Consider the following 24,413-nt stretch of genomic DNA (forward strand, 5'->3'; position numbering starts at 1 on the left):
AGGGTATAGGGGGAAGATGAGTATGTACCATGTTCTCGTTGTAGAAGATGAGCTGTTAATTAGAGATGCTATTGTAGAAATGGTTGGTCAATTGGATGGCTTTAAAGTGACAGGTGAGGCTTCCAGCTGTGAGGAGGGTTGGCGACTTCTTCAAGAACTCTGGCCAACAGTTGTCATTACCGATATTCAAATGCCTGACAAGGATGGACTTGAACTGATTCAGCGTATTCGACAAATGCGGCTGCCTGTTGTTTCTATTATTATCAGTGGACATGATAGCTTTTCCTATGCGCAGAACGCGATCCGTTTGCATGTTTCTGAATATTTATTGAAGCCTATATCTGAGATGGAGCTGCATTTAGCTTTATCACGCTCGGTGAGTCGATTGGAAACATTCGCCGAATCGAATCAACTGCTGCAAGACATTCAGATCTTTGTTGATCGCTTACACGAAGGGAATCCTGTGACGTTGTTTGAGCAAGCGAACCGAGTGTTGGGGGCGATCCTGGGGAATCGGAGGTTGGATCACGGTGCTAAGACAAGTTATCTCCGCATTTTTCTAGGAAAACTCGTCGAATATGTGAAAGTTATTTATCCAACCTTCGAAGAAGTATCCATGCCAGAAGACCTCAACGAAATGCAAGTGCGTCAGGTGTTTCATACGATTCTGCATGAGTGGATACGCCGGTATCCGCAGTTTGCCAATAACAATATGCGCTTAGTTATCAAAAAAGCGATTACCTATATTCAGACACATCTACAGGAAGACTTAACCTTGAAGCAGATGTCTGATTATACCAATTTAAGCACGTCCTATTTTGGTGTACTGATTAAACAGTATACGGGGAAAAGTTTTGTGAACTACGTCAATCAAATCCGAATTGATAAATCGATGGAATATTTACGAAACACAGATATGAAAATTTATGAAATTGCCGATGAGGTTGGATTTGCCTCGCTGCCTTACTTCAACCGGGTTTTCAAACAAGTGGCTGCGCTGACGCCGAATGAATATCGAAAGAGTCTCGGCTTATGAGATGGGGGATGTGGTTCAGCCGCTATTCGATCAAAGCCAAGTTGATCGTCATCCTCCTGACGGCAACGTTGACAACCATTCTATTAATGGGGACGTTTTCCCAATATTTTTATGCTAAAGCGGCGAGAAATGATTTCTATCAGTTCGCAGATGATGCTTCCTACCGCTTAAATCGTCAAATTGATCTCTATATACAACAAATGAAAATATCGGTTTCATCACTGTTGGCTGGACCTTTGCCTAAGCGCAATGAGTTTAACAGTGAGTTGGGGAATATGGGGATTGTTCAGAATTGGCTTGTAAACGAGACTCCGAGTACGCCTGCTCAACTAGCAGACTTGGAGGATGTGCTGAATAATTATGTCGCCCTCAATTATAGCGAGGTTGACAGTATGTTCCTTATGTCCCAAAGCGGACGGATTGTCTCCAATGTACAGCGTTTCGATGAGGCTTCTAAAGCTTATCTGAATGAGCCATGGTTTGCCATGCCGATGAGCAGTACGCTTAAGGTGCTTCCAACCCATCGTTCCCAAGTCACAGGTAAGAATGTGATTTCCTTACTCGTTCCTATTTTCGCAACAGATACGATGAAACTTGGAGGAAGGCTCGTCATCAATTTGCGCATTAGTGAACTTGAGAAAACGATTGTGCGATCTTCTTTAGCTAAGAAGGGGTACTTTTTCATTTTGGCTAACGATGGCACGATTGTCTATCACCCGAATTCGGAGTGGATTGGGAAGCCGATCGAGCGAACTGAATTAGCTCCCTTGGACTTGCTCAGATCTTCTTCGGTCCAGGAGCTTCGGGGAACTGAAATGCTTGTAGCCGCCAATTATTCGGAGTTAACGGAATGGAAGCTTGTGGCGATGGTACCATTTGAGGAGATGGCGAGCGGTATTACGGTGGCTAGAAAAGCCATGCTTGCTGCGATGCTCATTCTTGCTGCCTTCGTGCTAGTGCTCGTACCGCTAGTGGCGCAATGGTTTATTCGTCCAGTTCGGCAACTTAAGCAGCTGATGGAGCACGTGGAGAAAGGGAATTTAGATGTACGCGCACAGGTGTTACCTGGTAAAGATGAAATCCAATTGTTGAGCCGCAGCTATAACCGGATGACAGATCAGCTTCTTGGGCTTATTGAAACCGTCAGTTCCATGAAAGTCAATGAAATGCACATTCAGCTGAGGCAGAAAGAAGCGATGATTCAAGCGCTGCAAAATCAAATTAATCCGCATCTTCTATACAATACGCTGGAGATTATTAACAGCTTAGCTTATATCGAGAAAAATGAGCGGATACAAGTTATTGCCAAAAATTTAGGAGACTATTATCGCTACACCGCCTCCATTATTGAGCCGATTGTAACGCTAAGAGAAGAAATAAATCAATTAGAAAAATACCTGGAAATTATCAAAATTAGATTTCCCAAAAACTTTCAAAGTCGCTTTTATATACACGAGAAATATCTCGATGTACGGATCGTAAAATGCTCGCTGCAGCCGATTATTGAAAATGCGATTAAGTACGCAGTTGAACCGAAGAGCGGAAACGGAACGGTTATTATTAACGCTTATCAGGAGGCCAATGATCTCATCGTTGAAATCGCTGACAATGGCAATGGCATTGAAGAAAATAAACTGAAAGAATTACAGGAGCGGTTGAATGGGATTGTAACTCAAGCAAACGAGACGCTAATCAAAAGTGAATCACTAGGCATCGTGAATGTTCAGGCGCGATTAGTCTTGCAATACGGTCCGGCCTATGGATTGACGATAACGTCATTTGAAAACAGAGGAACTGTCGTTTCAATCCGCATACCTGTTCTTTAAGAGCACAGCACCCCATAAAGGAGTGAAGGGTATGAAAGAAGCGCTAATTAACGTTGAAAGAAAGCTCTCAAGTCACACGGTAAGTCCCTATTTATTTGGTCATTTTATTGAGGATATTGATGATCATATGACAGCAATGTTGGCATACCCCGTTCGCAATATGGATTTTGAAGAAGAAGACACGAACCAGGATGGCGTATCAGGTTCGTGGTTTCCTATCCATGACGGGAAGCATACGCAATATGCCATAGAGCCAGCAGCAAGAGGGCATAGCGGCCATAGTCAAAAGATACGCATATGGAATAAAGATCGGGGGATGTCAGGCATTGGCCAACATATTCAAATAGAAGGCGGTCTGCATACGCTCCGACTATATGCACGAGCGACAAATGAAATTCATCATGTGTTAGTGCGAATTGTTGATCAATTGAATGGTATGGTGCTAAGTGAAACACAGCTTGAGATTACCGAACATAGATGGAAAGAATTGGAGTGTGAAATAAGCGTTTCATACGCCACTTCTACGGCTGAGCTGCAAATATGGGCTGTTCCACGACCATCTCAGGAATGGGAGGATTCCGTTTCGACGGGGATGATTTGGTTCGATCATATTTCACTTCTTCCCTATCAAGCTTCACAAACGACAGGCTTGTTGAAGAGAGATGTTTACCATATGGCGAAAGATTTAAATAGCGGGATTATGCGTTTGGGTGGTAATTATATTAGCTTGTATCATTGGGAGGATTTTGTAGGACCAACCTATTTACGGCCTAATTATATCAATGAAGCATGGGAACAAGCGGGACACGTCCATAAATATTTTGGTACGAATGAATTCATCGCACTATGCAAGCAATTGGGGGTGGAGCCTCAGATCTGTGTCAACATGGGAACGGGAACGCCGGAGGAAGCTGCGGACTGGGTGGAGTATTGCAATGGGGATCTGGCGACGACAATGGGGGCATTGCGGGGAAGCCATGGATTCCCTGAACCTTATGGTGTGAAGTATTGGGAAGTCGGCAACGAAATGTACGGCCCTTGGCAAGCTGGGGTATGTACAGCAGAGCATTATGCCGACATGTATGTCCTTTATGCTAGAGCCATGAAAGCCAAAGACGCTTCCATTCAATTATTGGGATGTGGGACAGCGAGAGATTCATTGGTGCCTGGCTGGAATCAGAAGGTACTGACACGGGCAGGCAAGGAAATGGATTTCTTTACGCTGCATATCTATCAAGGTCAGAATTTCTTTCCTATTGATGCTCGAACACCATCTGAAACAAGATTTAAAGCGATTACTGCTTTTCCCGAATTGGCAAGATCCTTGTTTGGGGAAGTTGAAAGCTTGATTCGAAGCAGCGATGAGTTGGCGCATTTGAAAATTGCAGTTACAGAATGGAATACGATGTACTTCCCGAACCCTGATTTACCCAACAATAACACGCTAGAAGCAGCAGTTGCCAATGCGTGCATGATGAACGAAATGATGCGGCAAAGCCATCTTGTACACATTGCGAATTTCTCAGATCTTGTGAATGGATGGGTTGGTGGCTGCATTCGCGTTGGTGATGCCTACGAACGAATGAAGAAGCCAGGTTGGAGCGGGAAGAATCACCTTATATTCGGGACAGCAACTTATCATCTATTGCGTTTATATGCGAATTGCCAAATAGACCGTCTAGTGGAGGTAGAGGTCGATTGCTCTACCTATAATGCGGGACCATCGAAGTTAGACCTTTACTTGAAACAGCTGCCAGAGTTAGATGTCGTTGCAGGAGTTTCTGCGAAATTGGATAAGTTGACGCTGTTTATTGTGAATCGAAGCTTGAAGGAAATGCCTGTTTCTTGTCATCTAACAGCTTGGGAACCGAAGGCGGAGGTGCGGGTGTCGGTTATTTCAGGCTCGGATTACGAGGCGTTTAATACGGTATTTGAACCGAATACCCTGCAAGCGCGGGTTGAACATACTCTGCTTATGGGTGCAACGTGGCAATCTACACTTCAACCGCATGCCATTTATGTGATGGAAGTAGAGCTTCAAACATTCGAATGAAATCGGATAAGTTTTAGAGATTCTGTGTAACGATAAATAATTGTTTTCCATGCATACTGAATATGTGAGATCGAAACCTGCTTTAGAAGAAAAAGTACGATAAGAGGAGGGGCAGCTGTGGGAATACACATAGACATTCAATCAGCTCCAGAGAAAGTAAGTCAATGGTACATCGATAAACGGATTTTCGGCAAGTTTTTTGAAACGAATGGCAGAGATACGTATCCAGGTATTATTGATGATTGCGTAGCTAACGGCTCGTTTGAGCATTGGTTCTCAAAGCGGAAGAAGGATGGCACGAATTTGCCATGGACCATGCGTACCGAGATTATGTACAGAGACGTCGAGCCTACAACGGGTTTAGCTTACCCGTGGGAGCCTGTCGGAGACGTTACCGATGCTTATGAGCAATTGCAAGGCGGTGTACATGGCAAGCAAGGATGGAAGACGTTCCAGAGAATTAAGCTCGAAGGGGGTACGACAAGCAAAGGGATTGCGCAACGCATTACGCTTGCCGATGAGCGAACACTGACATACCGTTTGCAGTTGTACGGTCGGGCAATAGGTTCGAGAACGCACCTGCAAGTTGGGATTGAAGATAAAACGGGTGATATCCGGATCGATACAAGGATTCTGTTGACACAAGACTGGGACCGATATGAGGTTGAGTTGACGCTGGATCGTATGACTTCATCCCGTTATGATGCTTCACCGTTCGGTGAATACAGGCTATTCATCATCGCTGATACAGCAGAAGCCAGCTTCGTAGATCTGGATTGGGTTATGCTGATGTCGGGAGATGCAGTTGAAGGTTTATATAATCCAACGACGATCGATTTGTTAAAGCGCTATCATGTCACTTCCATTCGATGGGGAGGGAACTACGCGAATGAATACAACTGGAAAGATGGCATAGGACCTTGGTTGCATCGACCTGTTCGAGATAATCAGAATTGGGGCGGGCTGGAGCCTAATTATTTCGGGACGAACGAATTCTTGCGCTTTTGCCAACTAATCGGGGCTGAGCCTCTCATGAACATTGGCTTCAGTTATGATCTGCCTCCTGAATTAGCAGCGGAATGGGTGGAATACGTGAATGGCGATGCTTCGACGCCAATGGGACGCTTGCGAGCAGAACATGGTTATCCGCAGCCGTGGGGAGTGAAGCTTTGGCAGGTTGGCAATGAGAGTTATGGTGACTATCAATTCGGTTATACCAACTCGATTGATTTCGCAAAGCGAATCCAAACCTACTATACGCAAATGAAAAAATTGGATCCAAGCATTACTATTATTATCGCAGGCGAGGATCCTATGTATGTAGATTTCTCAGAAATTCCAGGTCAACCGCCGATCTGGAACAAACGATTGTTTGCGCTCGCAGGCAAAGATTATGTGGATGGGCTTGATATTCATCAATACACGAGAGGGATAAGGGACGAAGGGCTGCGTAAGGATTGGTTAGTTAGCAATGAAGCAGATCCTAGCTTTTATAATCAAGTCTTAGTGTCGTATCCTTCTCAATATGAAGTACTTATCCAAGAGTTGAAAGAGCTAGCAAGCGGATATGGCATTGAACCCTTAGCTCTTGAAATTGGTGAATGGAATTTGGAACCGGAAACGGATGCTAATTGGCCCAAAGCCGAGTACGAAACGATGGCTCATGCGTGCTATGTAGCTGGCATGTTCAATACGTTCATTCGTCAAGGGGACAGCGTCAAATATGCGTACCAAAGAGATAACACCCTGTATTATCGTGCGTATCCCGTCGATATGAGACCTGTTAATCCAGGGAACGATACGTCCAGATTTTACGCAGAGCCGTTTCTGAGAACGGATACCAAGTGGCGTAAGCTAGAGCTTCAAACGGAAGGAACAACCTTTGACATACCACAAACATGGGTACGAATCCGACCTATGGCGGGGGTCGCCCATGTGGATGCAGCGGCAATCCTATCGGAAGGCAACGATGAAATGATACTTTTTGTTGTCAACCGAGATATGAAGGAAGCCCATAAGGTGGAGCTGCAGGGGGCATGGGCTCGTGATAAGTCCGAAACTTCTGTTCTGCTGCAATACGGCGATTCACCGTTTATGCGCCATACCGATTGGTATGAGCAGAGAGGGTATCATCTAGTTGAGACTCAGCTAACGTACGATGATGGCGATTCGGCATCTTTGCTTTTGCCAGCAGGCTCTGTGGCAAGAATTTCATTTCGACTAGTACACAAATAAGAGGGGGATTTGAAGTGAAGAAAACAGTTGTACTAAGCCTTACGCTCATGCTCTCTGTAAGCAGCCTTGCCGCATGTTCGACAGATAAGGGAGCTACGAATTCCGCTTCTACCTCTACACCAGCGCCTACAGCCGCCGCTAATTCGGATGATGGCAAAGAGCTTATGAACATATCGTTGATGGTTCCCCAATATGCCGAGATTGGGCCTTCGAGTGACTCGCCACTCGTTAAGAAATTGAATGAGAAGCTGAACATTAAACTGGATATCCAGTGGATTCCTGGTGCGAGCTATAATGATAAAATTAGTGTATTGGCGGCTTCAAACAGTTTGCCAGATGTATATCGCATAGCCACCGAGGATTACATGAAATGGCGTGACAAAGGTGTATTTCTGGATGTGAAGCCTTTTCTTAGTATATATTCGAATCTAACTAAACAACTCCCCGAGAGCGCATGGGCAGAACTAAACAATAAGAACTCGTATTTCGGAATTCCCTATTATAGCATTCCCCACCTGTTCTCCATGTCGATCCGTAAGGATTGGCTAGACAAACTTAATCTGAAGATGCCTGATACGATTGATCAATTCTATGAAGTTGCGAAAGCATTTGCTACCAAAGATCCCGATGGGAACGGTAAAGCCGATACGACTGGTTTCTCTGTACTTGTGAATTCCAATGGTACATTTGGGAATGCTGCTCCTCTCATGGGGGCCTTCGGGCTTGGCAATGAATGGGCTTTAAAAGATGGAAAGCTCATGGCCATGCAAGCGCAAACCGAAGAACTCAAGAGCTTCATCGGCTTTCTGCGGAAAGCTTATGCGGAAGGGGTGCTCGATAAGAACTTCTTGGTCATGAAAACAGCTGATGCGAGAAATAAACTATGGAACGGCCAATCCGGTATTCACCTTGTGAACCCGAACGAAGTGATTCGTCTGGATATTCCTAATATCAAGAAAAATGCACCGCAAGCTGAGCTTGTTCAACTGATGCCGCCAGCAGGCCCAACGGGAATTCGCGCAACACAAACGGATGGCATGGGACAAACGAAAGTTGTTATTAATAAAAATACAGATCCTAAGAAGCAGCAGCGGATTCTCAAATTACTTGATTACATGCTTTCCGATGAAGGCTATGATCTATTGAAAGAAGGCGTAGAAGGTGTTGATTATAAGAAAAATGCCGATGGAACATTTACCAAGCTAGAAACGAAGGAGACAGGAAGTTTGTTCTCGATCAATTTCTTCCGTCGCGCTGATAAAGCGATCCAGCTTCATAAATATAACGACCAAGTTTATGTGAAACAAGTGGAACAATGGCTGAACAATAACGATAAATACGATTGGCCGAATGTGGGCTTAGGCTTGGCAGCAGAAACCCAAGCCTATAAGAAAATTAACCTGACTACCATGAATACGAAGTGGATGTCTTCGATGTCCCGCGTCATTGCAGGCGATGCACCTCTTGAAGAGATTGACAAAGCCGTGAGTGAATGGTTAAAGAGTGGAGGTGAACAATTAACAACAGAGATTAACGAAATCTATAAGCAACGCAAGTAAGATGATGTCACCGTGACTGGCGTATCTCAGGGAAGTGCGCCTAGTCTGGTGCTCGTTCACCTCATCCTCATTCAAAAAGGAGATGTTATGATGAAGAGTCGTTTAGGCTTCATGAGTTTGGTATTGAGTGGTTTGATCGCGTTTTCACAGTCTTTCATTGCACCTGCACCTGCGCAAGCAGCTAATTCTACGGCGACTATCAATATCGATACGAACAGTGTTACAACGTATAACCCCGATTTCAGAGGCTTGAACAATGAACCTGAACGTACAGGGATTAATATGAATGATCCAGACTTTGTAAGTGCTGCAATTGATTATGGGCGAATTGGCTTTGTAAGATGGCCTGGTGGAACGCCTACGAATAGCTTTTCATGGAAACTCGGGCTGACGGATACGGAATTTACAGGGCAAGCTCAGAAAGAAGATCGCCGCTATTATAATCAACTTTATGCGAAGAGATACCAAATCGCTAAGGGGAATGAACGCATTTCAGATTACATAGACTTCCTTCAGCAGACAGGGGCCAAAGCCGTTATTATGGTGAATGTGCTGCAGTACAATCCGGAACAAGCACGCGATCTTGCCAAATACTTATATGACAATCATGTGCCTGTCGTCTACTTCGAATTAGGAAACGAAATTTCTTTCTATGTCCAAGAAAGTGGTAATCAGCAGCCAGTTTACAAGACAGGAACTGACTACTTAGACCGCGTGAAGACATTCAATGACGTCATCAAGAGCGCTTATCCGGGCGCAAAGACGGTCATTTCCATGAGTAATTTGCAAGTGCAAAGCTTTGATGAAGATGTGTACAATTACCCGAATAAATATTGGGATGCCATAACGACACACAGCTTCAGGAGCAGCGGTACGACGGCATCGGCAGCTATGACGGATGCTAATGGATATTTGAGTAATTGGAACACACTTATTGCTAACAATTATACCGCTAATTTAACGAATCCGAAGATATTTATCGGAGAGCATGGCGTGTCACTCGGAGGGCTTCTGGATAATACCCAATATGGAGGTATTTATGTAAGTGAATCCGTTCTCCGCCTCGTCACGAATCCGAATATCTCCTACCTGGCCGGTTATCGACTAACGAATGGTGTATATACACCTGGTAGCGATTACGGCAGCTTGCTGGAGGATGCTTTTCAGGATGGCGTTAAGGTCGATACGGCAAGTTTGGCCTTCAATCCCTATTACAGCACGCCTGCCGCTTCTCTACGAGTCGTGGATGGGGCCATTAATCAAGGAACTGTTGCTTGGGGAACCACAGTGACAGGAGGTGATACGGTAACCAAGACAGGTGGGACGATGCCGGCACTCTTTGCGCAAGCTATAAAAGGGGATAACGGGAAAAACTATATGGTCATTACGAATAAATCGGCTAATGCCCATGATGTGAACATTCAAGTAAATGGCAGTAATGTCACGGCAGCCATGACCAAGACGTATACAGCAGCAGCTGATCCACTGACCAAGAATAGTTTGGAGAGCCCGAGCTTGGTTACCGTCCAAACCAGTTCTACCGTAAATCCAGTTGTTGTTCCTGCCTATAGTGTCATGAGGGTGGAGTGGACGCGGGTCAGTACAGCTGACATTCCTAGACCACCAGTACTCATGAATACCGAGGCAAATAACCAGGCTGTAATGTTAAAATGGCAGCCAAGCTTGAATGCGACTGGCTATAAAGTAAAAGTTGGGACGACGTCTGGTAATTACACAACGACTATTGATGTTGGGAATGTGCTCTCCAAAAACGTAACAGGCCTTACGAATAATGTAACGTATTATTTCAGTGTAACCGCCTATAACGCTACGGGGGAAAGTGCGTTATCGGGTGAAACGAGCACTTTACTGGCGAGTCCCTCAGCTCCATTTGCTCGACGCGCCTATGCGGAAACGGCAGGTAATATTGCGGTAGAATGGCAAAGTGTACCCGGTGCAACAGGGTACAAAGTGAAATATGGAACCGTATTAGGCACATACACAACAACAATTGATGTAGGAAACAACGTAGGTCAGCTAGTGACGGGGTTACTACCTGGAACAACTTATTATTTCGTTGCTACCGCGTATAACGGAAGAGGCGAAAGCAGCACATCATCAGTCATGACGGCAACAGCGCTAGGGACACTTCCACTTGCCCCTCATGATGCTCAAATCACAAGCGAGACGGCGACCGCAATTGGATTAAGTTGGGTACCAACTAGAACGGAAACCTATCATGAATATTTTGAAGACGGTGTAGCTGATAATTGGACACAAAATAAAGGAAGCTGGTTGGTGTATACCGATACAAGCAGAGGGGCTAATTTCTATCAATCACCACTAGCAGCGACGGGATTAACGATTTTCAGCAATAGTGCAACGGGCAACTATGAAGGAGAAACGAGTGTGGAGCAGGTTGCTATGGCTTCGGGGAAATCGGCATATGCCTATGGTGTCGTTGCACGTTATGTGGATGATAACAACTATTATAAATTTGTTTATAACATCAATGAGGATAAATTTAAGTTGGTGAAGGTACAGAACGGTGTAGAAACTGTGCTTATTAGTAAAACGACCCAGCAAGTAATAACCGATAGTAAAGTCACATCGTTGGATTTATCCAAATTGTTGATGTCGATCCGAGTAGATGGCAGTACAATTGTGTGTTCTTTAAATCAAATTGGCCCAATGTTTACTGTAACGGATAGTACGTTTACAAGCGGTAAGTTTGGCCTCTATTCCCTAAATGTGCAGGCCAATTACAATTGGACACGGATTTATCGGAAAAATGCAGATAGCTACACCGTGTATCGCAGCACCCAGCCGCATGCGAATTTCACTGCCATCCAAAGCGGCTTGACAGGCACGACGTTTACGGACACTGGGATAACTTCCGGTACTACGTATTACTACCGGATTACGGCAGAGAACAATAATGGATCGAGTTATCACTATTCAAATACACTCCGCAAAAATTAATCGATAAAATGCCTTGAACAGGAAATTTTTCAGGAAGGGGAACTCCCGAAGTGCTTACAACGAGTAAATGCAATCATAATGCCTATCTTATGGGCTATTTTCGATCAGGTCCGGGGCAAACCCATAAAGTTGAGGAACTACACTACGCTTATAGCAGAGATGGCTTGCGTTGGTATGAACTTCATGACAATAAACCGGTGTGGACGTCCAGCGTAGGTGAAGGGATTTTGCGAGATCCTTTTATTGGAAGAGGGCCAGATGGGAAGTGGCATCTCGTCTATACGATTCGTCCGAGAGGTCCTTACATTGGTTATGCAACGTCAGAGGATCTCATTCAGTGGACTGATGAGAGGACACTTCCTGTGATGATGGATATTCCAGATACGGTGAATAGCTGGGCACCTGAGTTTTCCTATGATTCTATTCATGATGAGTTTTTGATCTATTGGGCATCAAGCACAGGACATGATTTGAGTAACAGCAAGCATTACTGTACACGCACTAAGGATTGGCAGACGTTCACTCCAACTTCCATGTTCTATGATCCAGGGTTCCAGACGATCGATGCAAGCCTGGCCGAACATGAAGGTAAGTATTATATGGCCATTAAGGATGAAAGTTACGTATATGAACCACTCAAATATCCGCATCCACCGATGAACTTTTTGGCTGTGTCTAACCAACTAGAGGGGCCATATGAAGTTATTCCCGGTATTCAGACGCCAGATTATACAGAAGGTCCAGAATTTTTATGGGTCGACGGTGTGAAGAAATGGCGACTGTACTATGACTACTGGGCATATGGTAAATTCGGCGTCATGGAATCCTCTGATATGAAGACGTGGTCCTCCGAATTAGCAGAGAGTCAGATCCGGTTCCCTTACCGTGCTCGACATGCAACGATGGTTCCCATTTCCGAGAAAGAGCTGCAACGGCTTATAGAGAAATACGCGTTATCCGTACATTACCCAACGCCTACCTATTCGCCAGTTCGTATTGCTGCAGAAGAAAGCAAAGGTTTCTTACATGAAGCGTTCACTATGAAATCTGTGAGAATGGAGTTCCTTGCAACTACAATTACGGGGACACAGGTCTTATTCGATGAAGGTGATCATGACAATGGTCTTTCAATGCGCATTCAAGATGGTTTGTTGGAGGCTATTGTCTGTGCGAAAGGGATGAAACTTAAGATTGCTGGTGAGCATGCCTTGCTTTCTTTGGATGAGTGGAGTCAAGCGGCAGTTACTTATGGAGAAGGAACATTATGTTTATATCTGAATGGGACTTGTGTGGCGGAAGGTCATGCGAACATCAACTTAGTTAGCAATCATGATGCTGCCGGTGGGTATGGTGGACGATTTGGCAAAGATGCCTTTGGTGATGGGGATGGCAAAGCTGCACTGCAAGGGTGTATTCGAAATGTGCGTATTTACTCGGTTCCACTGCAAGCAGAGGATCTGAAGCAGATGGTTTAGAGCTGTGTAAGTAGGAGATTGTGCCGGATTATCGGTTGCTATGGAAGTGTTTGGAAAAAAAGGACGTTAGCAGAAAGAGGCTGTCTCAAAAGTCTATGTAGACTTTGTGAGACGGCCTCTTTTTGGTTCATGACCAATGAGTGAACAACTTCAAATCCACTGTGAAATCCGATAGTTGAACACTTGGTGCACAACATTGTTCCCAAAGGGAACGTAGATACGCTATTTTGCCGATATCGGTTGAAATTAACTCCAAGCGGAACGTAGATGCGCTATTTGCCTTATTTTCGCGCTATTTGGCGTATTTGAGCTAAATAACGCACCGTCGTTCCCCTTAGCTACCAATTTCGTTCATTTACCGGTAAATAGTGCATCCTAGTTCCCTTTCCATCAGAGATGTCAGTTGGGATAGCCTCTTTTTTATTACTATATGAATTCTCGAAGATCAATTTTACGGCCTGATTTTGCGCTTTCAAGGGCGCCTAATACCATAGCGATACTCTGGATGTTGTCGTGTCCGTCAGTTTCGGCAGGACGAGATTCTCTAAGCGCAGAGAACATCTCATCTAAGCAACCGCTATGTCCTTCATTGCCGCTCCAGCTGCATTCAGCCTGAATTGCCGTGTAATCACGTATAAACTTACCAGTTTGATCACCTGGAGAAACAACTTCTGCATAGGGAGCGGTGGTTCCGTCCCATATGATCGTTCCTTGCTCCCCAATTACGCGCCATGCGGCTTCCCACGAAGTGGAAGCCCCTTCGGCAGACCAGGATCCCCGGTAATTAAATACCGAGCCGTCGGAGAATTCAAAGATGCAAATAGCCGATGAGTTACCTGCATACCACGAACCTGCTGGATTAAATTCGTGGCAGTAGACGGAGATAGGATTGGCGCCGCTGAGATAGCGGGCTTGGTCAAATGTATGGATCGCCATATCCAGAATAAGTGGACTATCCATAGCGTCGCGGAATCCGCCGAAATGCGCGCCGATAAAAAAGTCAGCACTGATAAAGCCTGTTTTGCCGATGCTACCCTTTGTAATCATATTCCTGAATGCCCGTATATTCGTATTGTAACGTCGATTCTGCATAACGGAGAAGGATTTACCCGTCTGTTCGGCCACACGGATGATATCCCGAGCCTCTTGCATAGTGGCAGCCATCGGTTTCTCGCCGAACACATTGCAACCAAGCTGCAAAGCCGTAGTGCTGACTTGGTGATGGCTTGCGGGTATCGTCACGTCAAAGACGAGGTTGGCTCCGCTTTCCGTTATGGCTTGGGTCATATCGGTGTACACCCCGCATTTCAGTTCGTGCTTATCTGCCATCGCTTGGGCATAATCCAAATTAATATCTACCAATGCTACAATTGTGCAATTCTGTTGCTTTTGTGCATAGTCGATCCATGCGTTAGCCATGCCGCCGCATCCAATAACAGCGATTTTATATGATGTCATACACGATAACCTCCCATATCTTTCATTTTATTATTCAACCGGATTTGGTACATAGTTACCGCCACGGCAGCGCTTCAGATAGTGCAAGCCATGAACTTGACCTGTCATTTCCAGCTCATCACGGTAAACAGGATCATGCCAACCTTCGATATCGATGGATCCTTTGTAGCCCCCTTGGCGAAGTATTGTAATGATATCCGACCAATTGCTGTCGCCGAATCCAGGTGTACGGTGCCATACGAACGGTTTCTTCCCGTGTATGCCATACTCCTTGACGATGTCCCAAGCGATGGTAGCGTCTTTGCCATGCACGTTAAAGATCTTGTCCACCCACTTCCGTAACTGCGGAATAGGATCGATCAGGCTGACCATCTGATGGCAAGGTTCCCATTGCAGGCCTATATTATCCATTGGCACGGCATTGAACATCATTTCCCAAGCTGTGGGGTTGTGGGCGATGTTCCAATCTCCATTCACCCAGGTTCCGCCCATGTCACAGTTCTCGAAAGCGATTCGCACTCCTTTGTCTGCGGCTCGTTTGGATAATTCCCCGAACACATGCTTAAACTTGGGAATCGATTCGTCGATCGGCTTGTCGGTTATCCTTCCCGTGAAGCCGGAGACGATATCGGCGCCGAACAGATGTGCATGATCGATCAATCGTTCCCAGCTTGCCAGTGTATCCGCATTATCCCCGGCACCTGTTAGTGGATTCCCAAATATGCCAAGCGTAGAGATAACCGCATCTTGCTCAGCTAGTATTTCACGAACTTGTTTAGCAAGTTCAACTAAATCCGTTGTGCCCGTCGTTTGCCAGAACGTAAGCCCGAACGATTCGAAACCATGGGTCACAATTTGCGGTAACACCTTAACGGCTGTGGATCCTCCGACAAGCGTACCGATTCTGATATCCTTGTTGATCATAAGTTCTCCTCCTATATTGTCCTTGTTGTGTATGATATATTGAATTATAAGGGGAGATAATGGAGATTTCCCTATCTAATCTTGTGTATTTATAGCTCAAAATTGTGATAGGAGTTGATTGACATCACCTACCCGCAGGAACTTAAAGAGAATACGAACTTACTGAATGGACATTTTCCACTTAATATATTTCGCAATCAGGTTTCAGCAGGTTCCCTGAATAGATGCATTTTGGGCCTGCATTGGCATGAACACTTCGAAATCATCTATATGATGACGGGCAGTGCCATTTTTCATATCGACAGCCAGCCTTACGAAGTTTCTCCTCATGACATCCTGATCGTTCCGGCCGGAGGACTTCATGTTGGTTACAGCTTGACGGAAGAACGGGTTGAGTATTTGGCGATCGTTTTTAATGCAACCTTATTGAACGCGCAATTTCCCAATCCAGTTCACAATCAATTTATCGCGCCGATACTCGATGGCCAGGTGTCCTTCCCAATTAAACACGAAGGTAATGAACCAGGGATTGAACCTTTGCGTCAAGTCATTCTACGAGCAATAGATGAATTCGAGCGTAAAGAGCTCGCCTACGAGATCGCGGTACAGTCCCAATTGTATTATTTCTTTACCTTGCTCTCACGCAAATACCTCCCGGATAGGCGCTTGAAGAAGACCTCTGCGGCCTATTCGCATAATATCGCCCGTTTCAAGAAGCTGATTCTACATGTCGAGAATCATTACGCGTCAAAAATCACAATCGATGAAGCGGCGCAAATTGTCTGCATGAATGCCTATCACTTCTGCAAAACGTTTAAGAAGATGACAGGTCGAACCTTTATCGAGTTCGTTAACTTGCATCGGATGGATGAAGCGCAGAGGCTGCTTGAAGAAACGGACCTGACGGTAACCGAAATTTCCGAGATTCTGGGATGCGGCAATCCGAATTATTTTACGAAGTTGTTCAAAAAGTACAAGGGCATTGCCCCTTCACATATTCGCAAAGTCCTTGGCAAGTCGGATTCGTAAGCCAGAGGTGATAAGAAGGAATTGCTCTTGTAAATGCAGCTTGGACGATAAGAGAAGAGTAATGAAATGAAAAAGGGCTGTCTCAAAAGTCAATTTCGACTTTTTGAAACAGCCTCTTCTACATCATATTCTTAATAAAAGCGAAGGGAGACGCTTCCGTTATTTTTTCAGATCGTAACGATCAGCATTCATTACCTTGACCCACGAAGCTATGAAGTCGCGGACAAACTTTTCTTTATTATCATCTTGCGCATAAACCTCTGCAATGGCACGCAGAACGGAGTTTGAACCGAATACGAGGTCAACTGTCGTTGCGGAGCGAATGACTTTACCCGTCGTGCGATCGCGTCCTTCAAATACTTCATGGCCTACAGGGGTCCACTGCACGCTCATATCGAGCAAGTTAACAAAGAAGTCGTTCGTGAGCGTACCTACTCGATCGGTGAATACGCCATGTTTGGTGCCGCCGAAGTTCGTACCTAGAACGCGCATGCCGCCAACAAGGGCTGTCATTTCAGGTGCAGTCAGGTTGAGCAGGTGTGCTTTATCGATGAGAAGCTCTGCTGAGCTTACACGATATTGCTTCTTTTGATAATTGCGGAAACCATCTGCGATCGGCTCTAGCACTGCGAAGCTTTCTGCATCGGTTTGTTCTTCTGTCGCATCACCGCGTCCAGGAGTGAATGGAACCGTTACTTGATAGCCTGCATCACGTGCGGCTTTTTCCACCGCGGCGCTGCCGCCGAGTACAATCAAATCAGCGAGGCTGACTTCAATATCTAGGTCTTCTTGTATGCCTTCAAGAATGGTAAGCACTCTGGTCAGTTGATCGGGTTGATTCACTTCCCAGTCATTCTGTGGGGCAAGCCGAATACGTGCACCGTTGGCACCGCCTCGCATGTCCGTACCCCTGAAGGTGCTGGCTGAAGCCCAAGCCGTAGTTACGAGTTCACTGACTGTAAGGCCCGAAGCCAGAATCTTTGTTTTAATATCTTCAACATCTGCGTCTGTTAAAGCGTATGCAACAGCTGGCACAGCGTCTTGCCAGATCAGAACTTCTTCGGGCACTTCTGGTCCCAAATATCTGGCAAGAGGTCCCATATCCCGGTGCGTGAGTTTAAACCAAGCACGAGCAAACGCATCTGCAAATTCTTCAGGATTCTCATAATAACGACGAGAAATTGTCTCGTACGCCGGATCCACGCGCAAGGCCATATCCGCAGTAGTCATGATGGTCTTAACACGAATAGATGCATCTTCAGCGTCTGGTGCGAGATGCTCTGCAGCAGGATTGACTGGTGTCCACTGATGTGCGCCTGCAGGGCTCTTCGTAAGTGTCCATTCATATCCGAACAGAAGTTCGAAGAAACCATTATCCCACTGTGTTGGATTCGCTGTCCAAGCTCCTTCAATTCCGCTTGTGATGGTATCGCGGCCTTTACCGGAGCCGTGTGTGCTGATCCAACCTAAGCCAAGTGCTTCGATAGCAGCTGCTTCCGGCTCTGCACCTACATGCGCCGCATCCCCAGCACCGTGTGCTTTGCCGAATGTATGTCCGCCAGCTACGAGGGCAACCGTCTCTTCATCGTTCATACCCATCCGTTTAAAGGTATCCCGGATGTCGCGAGCACTGGCAAGTGGATCTGGCTTGCCGTTCGGACCTTCTGGGTTCACATAGATAAGTCCCATCTGAACGGCAGCAAGCGGATTCTCAAGCTCGCGATCACCTGTATAACGCTTATCTCCCAGCCACTCGGTTTCTACACCCCAGTAGATGTCTTCTTCGGGGTGCCACACATCCGCACGTCCGCCGCCGAAGCCAAATGTTCGGCCGCCCATCGATTCAATCGCCACATTACCGGTTAGAATGAATAAGTCCGCCCAAGAGATTTTGTTGCCATACTTCTGCTTAATTGGCCACAGGAGACGACGAGCTTTATCTAGGTTGCCGTTATCAGGCCAGCTGTTCAGTGGAGCAAAACGCTGATTTCCAGTTCCAGCACCTCCGCGCCCATCACCTGTCCGATATGTCCCTGCGGAGTGCCAAGCCATTCGAATAAAGAAGGGACCATAATGCCCAAAATCAGCTGGCCACCAATCTTGGCTGTTCGTCATGAGATCACGAAGATCTTGTTTTAGCGCTGGGTAGTCTAATTTTCCGAATTCCTCGGCATAATCAAAATCGTCGCCAAGCGGGTTTGATTTTCGGTCATGTTGATGGAGAATGTTCAAATTCAATTGGTTGGGCCACCAGGTTTTATTCGTCGTACCACTAGAATTGTGACTTGTAGCGCTTCCATTTCCATGAGAGAACGGGCATTTTCCTGAGTTAGCAGTATCCATTGGGTTCATTTCTACCTCTCCATTCAAATTAAATTAATTTCTAGATAATAATAATTATAATTAATATACAATGAACTTTGGAAAAAAATCAATGATTTTTTGAACAAACCAAAGTCATTCATGTATTAATAATGGTTGTCTTACTTAATTATATTGCTTTATATGAAAATGAATTCCTGATTATTACCTTGGTGGCAATTATTAAAAACTTAGAATTGTAGCAATAATCAAAAACAGCTAGAATGAAAAATATGGTAACATTCCAAGGAGGGAATAGCAAAATGAACCCAAGTAAGCGACTTGATGAAAGGTTGACTCCACTTCTTAAACGTATTATGGAAAAGGGACCGGCGGGCTGCGCCTGTACCGTTGTACAGCGAGGTGAAGTAATCTATAAGGAAACCCTTGGATATGCGGATTTGGAGACGAAGAAGGCGATTACGCCCGATACGATCTACCGGATTTATTCAATGACGAAGGTCATTACTTGCTTAGCGGCACTGATGCTGTATGAGAAAGGGCTTTATCTGCTTAACGATCCATTGGAGGAATACCTGCCGGAGTTCAAAAATCAACAAACATTCCGAGATAACAATGGTACGAAGTCTATATCTCCTGCGACGGGTCCGATCCTGATCAAGGATCTGTTCACAATGACATCTGGGCTTACCTATCCTGGAGATGGTACGGAAACCGAAAGACATACCCGTACAATGCTGGAGAATGCTAAAAGAGAGACGATGGACATGCGGGCGTTATCCAACGAATTGGCATCCGTCCCGCTGGAATTCGATCCTGGTACACGCTGGAAGTATGGTTTCAGTCACGATGTTCTGGCCGCATTGATTGCAGTGCTGACGGGACAAACATTTGGAGCGTTTCTCCAAAAGGAAATTTTCGATCCGTTAGGGATGACGGACACTTCCTTCCGAATATCGGAAGACAAGCGGGATCGTCTCTGCACCATCTACGATCGTCCAGAAGGCGGCGCGCTTACACCGAATACGAAGACAGACGCTAACTATCAACCTGGAAGCCGCTATGAAAGCGGCGGAGCTGGTCTGCTCTCGACGATCGGGGATTATAGCCGGTTTGCGCAGCTGCTCGCAAAAGGCGGGGAGCATGAAGGGGTTCGGCTTCTTAGTCCGAAGACTGTTCAATTGATGGCGACTAACCATTTAAGCCCGCAGCAGCTCAAGGATTTCAATTGGCAGCAAATGCGTGGTTACGGCTATGGTTTAGGCGTTCGCGTCATGATCGATCCGGCTGCTGGTGGCAACAACGGCTCTATCGGTGAATTTGGCTGGGCTGGTCTAGCCGGGTCGTACCTCTTGATCGATCCGAAGGAGGAGCTGTCAGTCGTGTATATGCAGCAATTGCTGCCGAGCCAGGAGCCCTTCATACACCCGCGACTGCGGGCTGTGATTTACGGGGCATTGGGCTAATTGGGGGAACTGAGCGAGATATGGAAGAAGACCTAGCAACTAGGTCTTCTTTTTTTTACTATTTAACGAGCCTCTATGCTACCGGCAAATAGATGGATTTTGTACAGTTAAATCTCTCGATTTTCTGAGAAAACGCAGGATAGATGGAAAATCTACAGTTAAATTGTAACCATATCAACCAATCTGAACAAAAGAGGCAGAATTAACTACATGTTTTCCATCTAAATCGACTTTTCGAGGAAAACTTTAGTAAATAGCTGTACTATTTCCATTTAATGCAATGTCTGCCACAATCGACAATCGGCTGTTAGCTGGTTACTCTCATAGAAAGCGCCTCGAGGCGCTCCTCATTCTTAAAGCTTCTTCATGACCTCGAAAATACGCAAATCGTTAATCGTTTGGATGACCATCGCCGATTCGGGCATTTGAAATTTCTTGAGAATGGAATTGATTTGCTTCTTGATCGTTTCGTACTCGACGCAGCGTTCTTCAGCAATTTGCTTACGTTTCTTGCCTTCGCATAGCAGCCTTAAGACCTGTAATTCGCTAGGCGTAAGCTCCGATATGATCTGGATAATATTCAGAAGGGAGCTTTCCGCTCGCTTCACACGTGCAAATTCTTCGCGTATCTTCTCGGCGATCATGGGGCGGATAGGCGAAGCATTCATGAAGGCGGAGCGCACAGCTTCCATGATCTCGATGTCGGCAGCGTTTTTAAGCAAATAGTCGGTGATCCCGGTCTGAAAGGCCGCGAAAATGAAGTTCTCATCCTTGTGAACGGTGAGTACGATGATTTTCATTCCAGGGTATTTTTCGTTAATTACTTTCGCCGCTTGAATGCCTGCAAACTGGGATTCCATCTCGATATCCATGAGAATCACATCCGGTTGATGCAGGGCTGCTTGAATAACGGCATCGTGACCCGATGAAGCACGCGCTACACAGGCAAAATCATCATGTTTGGCGAATGTCCTTTCCAGCCTTCTGAGGTGGGCTTCCATGTCGTCGGCGATAAGAATACGGATAGGTTGTTGTGTCATTGTGCAGTTCTCCCCTTTCGTCAGCTGTCCAACTCTTTAGATAATCGGCAGAAACACCGTAAAGGTCGTTCCAACGTCTTTCTTGCTTTCTACGACAATCTTGCCATCGTGGCCTAGAATGATCTTATGACAGTAGGATAAGCCGATCCCCCAATTGTTTACCGAAGCTTTCGTAGTAAAAAAAGGATCAAAAATCGCCTCCAAATGCTCTTCAGGAACGCCAGAACCATTGTCGGAAATCCGGATGAGCGCCCAGCCGTTCTGCTGACTCCGCTCGACTACAATTCGGCCGTCATCCCGGAACTGCAGGGATTCGCTGGCATTGAGGAGCAGGTTATAGATGGCTTCGGTCAAATGACCGGAATCAATATAGCTAGTAGCGGGCAGTAGGCCGGGCGAATAGTCAACTTGGCAGCCAATGGCTTGTTCGCGTAACCGAGCAATAGCCTGCCCAACCGGAAGATCGATGGACATCGGCTGGAGATTCAGGTTCATATTTTTTAATTTATCGGCAGCATCGTTAATACTAGTGAGCGCCGACTGCGACGATTGTAAGATGAGGTCAAGACTATATAAAGACTCGCTGTCCGCCTCATGGCGCTCTTTGAGATAGGTCGCTTCGGACTGAATGCCGATCAAATGATTCTTGAGGGCATGTGTAAAAGCGCGCGTGCCGAGCGTAGCCGTGTCGATGCTTTTATTAATTTGAATATCGCGGTTTTTGCGGTAATTCTCAATGGAGTTGAATTTGTATACCAAGTAAATCATCAAGATGAGTGTCAAATAAATAGCAAATGGAAACACAGGAAGTAAGATCGACTGATAGCCAAGGGGGGGCTGCAGATAGTTGAAATATCCTTTCAAATACGTTTCCTTGACCAATACTTTCGGGGCCCATGAGAAAATAAATAAATGGATCACGACGAGCGGAATAAAGAGCATAACATGATAGAGTGTTAAGTTTTTGATAAATCTAATTTTCGGATAATTCAAATAATAGTTGATGAGCACGCCAAAAGCAACAATAAGTATGAGGTATCGAAGGCTCATTAAGGCGATTTCGATTGTGTTCAAGAACAGCAGGCTGTCGATCCAATTGCTTAGTGCAATATGGAAAGCGGGATCATAGTAAGCCGTCTCGATGATAAAAAAGAGGGAGATTCCGCCATAAACGATCCGCTGCTTGGAAAGGCTAAGACTGCGGGTGAAAGCAATGGCAAAGCCAAGCAGTGAGCAATAGAACAATCCAACACCGACGTTCAGCATGCGAATGAGCCAATTGGGGTTAAATTTGGTCAGAACCAAATAATTCCATGTACCAGGGCTAAAATCAAAGAAGCTGTTAATGACATTGTAGTAGTAATTGAATTTACTTAGGTATAACGTGAAGGAGACGAGTGAAAGTATCCAACCGACAATAATGCCGTACATGAAGCGGGTTGACGCATGATTTAGCTTTTTGTATGTGAATAAAATGGTGAAAATAAGCAGGATAAGCGTAACGAACAGCATGGGATCACTTCCTTCTCTTCTGCCAAAAGGGGGAATAAAACATTCATCTGTCTGACTCCTTGGCATCTACGTATAATTCAAATTAAGAAAACGCAAACAAATCATATCAAAAAAAGGGTGAGTGTCCAATGAAAAAAAGTTTGAAGCTTGGTGTGACCGGCACATTGCTGTTGGGATTGCTTGCAGGATGTGGCTCAGCTGGGACAACGACGGGAGATAAAAGTACAACTTCCCCGGATGCCAAAGCGGCACAAGTCAATTTGAAAGCAACAGTACTTCCAGACGATTTGGAAACGTTTAAAACGGCTTATGCTGAATTTAGCAAAGAAAACCCGAATATCCAAGTACAATTCGAAACGATTCCACAAGCGCAATATTACGAGAAGCTTCGTATGCAGCTGTCCTCAGGAGAGAATATGGATTTGTTTGGCGGTACGATGGACGTGTTCTTGGATACTGGTATCTTAGAGCCCTTAGATGATTATGTCAAAAAAGCAAACGTAGATGTATCCGGATTCGGTCCGTTATACGATGCGTTAAAAGTAAATGATAAAGTGTTCGGACTTCCGTATCGGAAATCCAACTGGATGCTGTTCTATAACAAAACGTTGTTCGATCAAGCCGGCGTTGCTTATCCGAAAGCGGATATGACATGGAACGATTTCCGCGACCTAGCGAAGAAGATGACGAAAGGCGATGGCACGAATAAGATTTATGGCGCCTTTGTACATCCATGGGCACAAACGTGGTATATGCAAGGCGTTCAAACGGGCGCTTCAATCATCGATAAAGACTTATCCGCTTTCAAGAAAGGTCTTCAATTCCGTATGGACATGGAAAAGGACGGCTCGATCATGGGATGGGCTGAACAGATTACAACGTCCGCTCATTACAACGCTGCTTTCCAAAAAGGAAATATCGCGATGAATTTGATCGGGGATTGGCATGTGGCGCAGCTCAGACAAGCTGAAACGGAAAAGAAAATAAGCTTTGATTGGGACGTAGTACCAGTTCCGCATCCAGATGGCGTAGCTGCTAACACAAGCTTGGCGACTCCAGTATCTTTGATGGTCAGTAAAAACTCCAAACACAAAGAAGAAGCGTTCAAAGTGGTTGAATTCATGACTGGTGTGAAAGGTGCGAAACAATTCGCAGCCAAAGGCTTCCTTACAGGCTATATCAACGATGATATTCGCAAAACTTATATTGGCGATGGCAGCTTGAAGCCTAAAAACATTCATTATTTCGTGGAACAAAAGGAATATCCGGAATATCCGTTGCTGCCTGGTGTAAAAAACATTCTGGTGAACAGCGTCTACAAGCAAGAAGGTGAAATGGCTTTAACAGGTGCTCAAACCGTCGATCAAGCGATTCAAAAGATCGGTCAGCGCGTTGCTTCCGAATGGGCAGATAAATATGCCAAGGATTTCAAAGCAGGCAAGAAATAAGGAATAGAGCAGAGACAATCGGGCTTCGCCGCATGAAGGTGGGGCTCG

15 protein-coding genes are annotated in these 24,413 nt (G+C 45.5%); 10 read left to right on the forward strand and 5 right to left on the reverse strand.

Annotated elements, in window-relative coordinates:
- The first annotated feature begins 22 nt into the window (after window positions 1-22).
- The 7 genes from ASG89_RS13640 (at window position 23) to ASG89_RS13670 (ending at window position 13,166) form a co-directional block, all read left to right on the forward strand.
- Window positions 23-1,036: a response regulator transcription factor gene (locus tag ASG89_RS13640; RefSeq protein WP_057311260.1), complete on the forward strand. Its 1,014-nt coding sequence runs from the start codon at window positions 23-25 to the stop codon at window positions 1,034-1,036.
- Complete coding sequence (locus tag ASG89_RS13645) at window positions 1,033-2,862, forward strand: sensor histidine kinase (RefSeq protein ID WP_057311261.1); 1,830 nt, start codon at window positions 1,033-1,035, stop codon at window positions 2,860-2,862. Before ASG89_RS13640 ends, ASG89_RS13645 begins: the two co-directional genes overlap by 4 nt.
- Window positions 2,863-2,893: 31 nt before the next feature.
- On the forward strand, window positions 2,894-4,915 hold the full coding sequence (locus ASG89_RS13650; RefSeq protein WP_057311262.1) for an alpha-L-arabinofuranosidase C-terminal domain-containing protein: 2,022 nt from the start codon (window positions 2,894-2,896) through the stop codon (window positions 4,913-4,915).
- A gap of 117 nt (window positions 4,916-5,032) precedes the next feature.
- On the forward strand, window positions 5,033-7,150 hold the full coding sequence (locus tag ASG89_RS13655) for a hypothetical protein (RefSeq protein WP_057311263.1): 2,118 nt from the start codon (window positions 5,033-5,035) through the stop codon (window positions 7,148-7,150).
- Window positions 7,151-7,164: 14 nt separating this feature from the next.
- Window positions 7,165-8,709: an extracellular solute-binding protein gene (locus ASG89_RS13660; RefSeq protein ID WP_057311264.1), complete on the forward strand. Its 1,545-nt coding sequence runs from the start codon at window positions 7,165-7,167 to the stop codon at window positions 8,707-8,709.
- An 87-nt stretch (window positions 8,710-8,796) separates the two neighbouring features.
- Window positions 8,797-11,691 (forward strand): fibronectin type III domain-containing protein, encoded by a 2,895-nt coding sequence (locus tag ASG89_RS13665; RefSeq protein WP_082593157.1) that lies wholly within the window; start codon window positions 8,797-8,799, stop codon window positions 11,689-11,691.
- Between the two features lie 50 nt (window positions 11,692-11,741).
- Window positions 11,742-13,166, forward strand: coding sequence for a LamG-like jellyroll fold domain-containing protein (locus ASG89_RS13670; protein ID WP_057311266.1), 1,425 nt, complete (start codon window positions 11,742-11,744; stop codon window positions 13,164-13,166).
- Window positions 13,167-13,592: 426 nt separating this feature from the next.
- On the opposite strand, the gene ASG89_RS13675 is transcribed toward ASG89_RS13670, so the two are convergent.
- Window positions 13,593-14,624, reverse strand: a complete 1,032-nt coding sequence (locus ASG89_RS13675; RefSeq protein WP_057311267.1) for a Gfo/Idh/MocA family protein — start codon at window positions 14,622-14,624, stop codon at window positions 13,593-13,595.
- A gap of 30 nt (window positions 14,625-14,654) precedes the next feature.
- The gene (locus tag ASG89_RS13680; protein ID WP_057311268.1) at window positions 14,655-15,548 is read right to left on the reverse strand and encodes a sugar phosphate isomerase/epimerase family protein; all 894 of its coding nucleotides are present in this window, start codon (window positions 15,546-15,548) and stop codon (window positions 14,655-14,657) included.
- Between the two features lie 114 nt (window positions 15,549-15,662).
- On the opposite strand from ASG89_RS13680, the gene ASG89_RS13685 reads away from it, so the two are divergent.
- The gene (locus ASG89_RS13685) at window positions 15,663-16,577 is read left to right on the forward strand and encodes a helix-turn-helix transcriptional regulator (protein WP_235549753.1); all 915 of its coding nucleotides are present in this window, start codon (window positions 15,663-15,665) and stop codon (window positions 16,575-16,577) included.
- 159 nt (window positions 16,578-16,736) lie between these two features.
- On the opposite strand, the gene katG is transcribed toward ASG89_RS13685, so the two are convergent.
- Window positions 16,737-18,929: a catalase/peroxidase HPI gene (gene katG / locus ASG89_RS13690; protein WP_057311269.1), complete on the reverse strand. Its 2,193-nt coding sequence runs from the start codon at window positions 18,927-18,929 to the stop codon at window positions 16,737-16,739.
- Between the two features lie 272 nt (window positions 18,930-19,201).
- Between katG and ASG89_RS13695 the strand changes: the two genes are divergently transcribed.
- Window positions 19,202-20,365 (forward strand): serine hydrolase domain-containing protein, encoded by a 1,164-nt coding sequence (locus tag ASG89_RS13695; RefSeq protein WP_057311270.1) that lies wholly within the window; start codon window positions 19,202-19,204, stop codon window positions 20,363-20,365.
- Window positions 20,366-20,718: 353 nt separating this feature from the next.
- Here the strand turns inward: ASG89_RS13695 and ASG89_RS13700 are convergent, their stop codons facing one another.
- Both ASG89_RS13700 and ASG89_RS13705 read right to left on the reverse strand, forming a co-directional pair.
- Window positions 20,719-21,405: a response regulator transcription factor gene (locus tag ASG89_RS13700; protein ID WP_057311271.1), complete on the reverse strand. Its 687-nt coding sequence runs from the start codon at window positions 21,403-21,405 to the stop codon at window positions 20,719-20,721.
- Between the two features lie 36 nt (window positions 21,406-21,441).
- The gene (locus tag ASG89_RS13705; RefSeq protein WP_057311272.1) at window positions 21,442-22,917 is read right to left on the reverse strand and encodes a sensor histidine kinase; all 1,476 of its coding nucleotides are present in this window, start codon (window positions 22,915-22,917) and stop codon (window positions 21,442-21,444) included.
- 128 nt (window positions 22,918-23,045) lie between these two features.
- Here ASG89_RS13705 and ASG89_RS13710 point away from each other — a divergent pair, with 128 nt between their 5' ends.
- Window positions 23,046-24,365: an ABC transporter substrate-binding protein gene (locus ASG89_RS13710; RefSeq protein ID WP_235549754.1), complete on the forward strand. Its 1,320-nt coding sequence runs from the start codon at window positions 23,046-23,048 to the stop codon at window positions 24,363-24,365.
- The last annotated feature ends 48 nt before the right edge of the window (window positions 24,366-24,413 follow it).

The sequence above is a fragment of the Paenibacillus sp. Soil766 genome (genome assembly GCF_001428105.1).
Taxonomy (GTDB): Bacteria; Bacillota; Bacilli; order Paenibacillales; family NBRC-103111; genus Paenibacillus_E.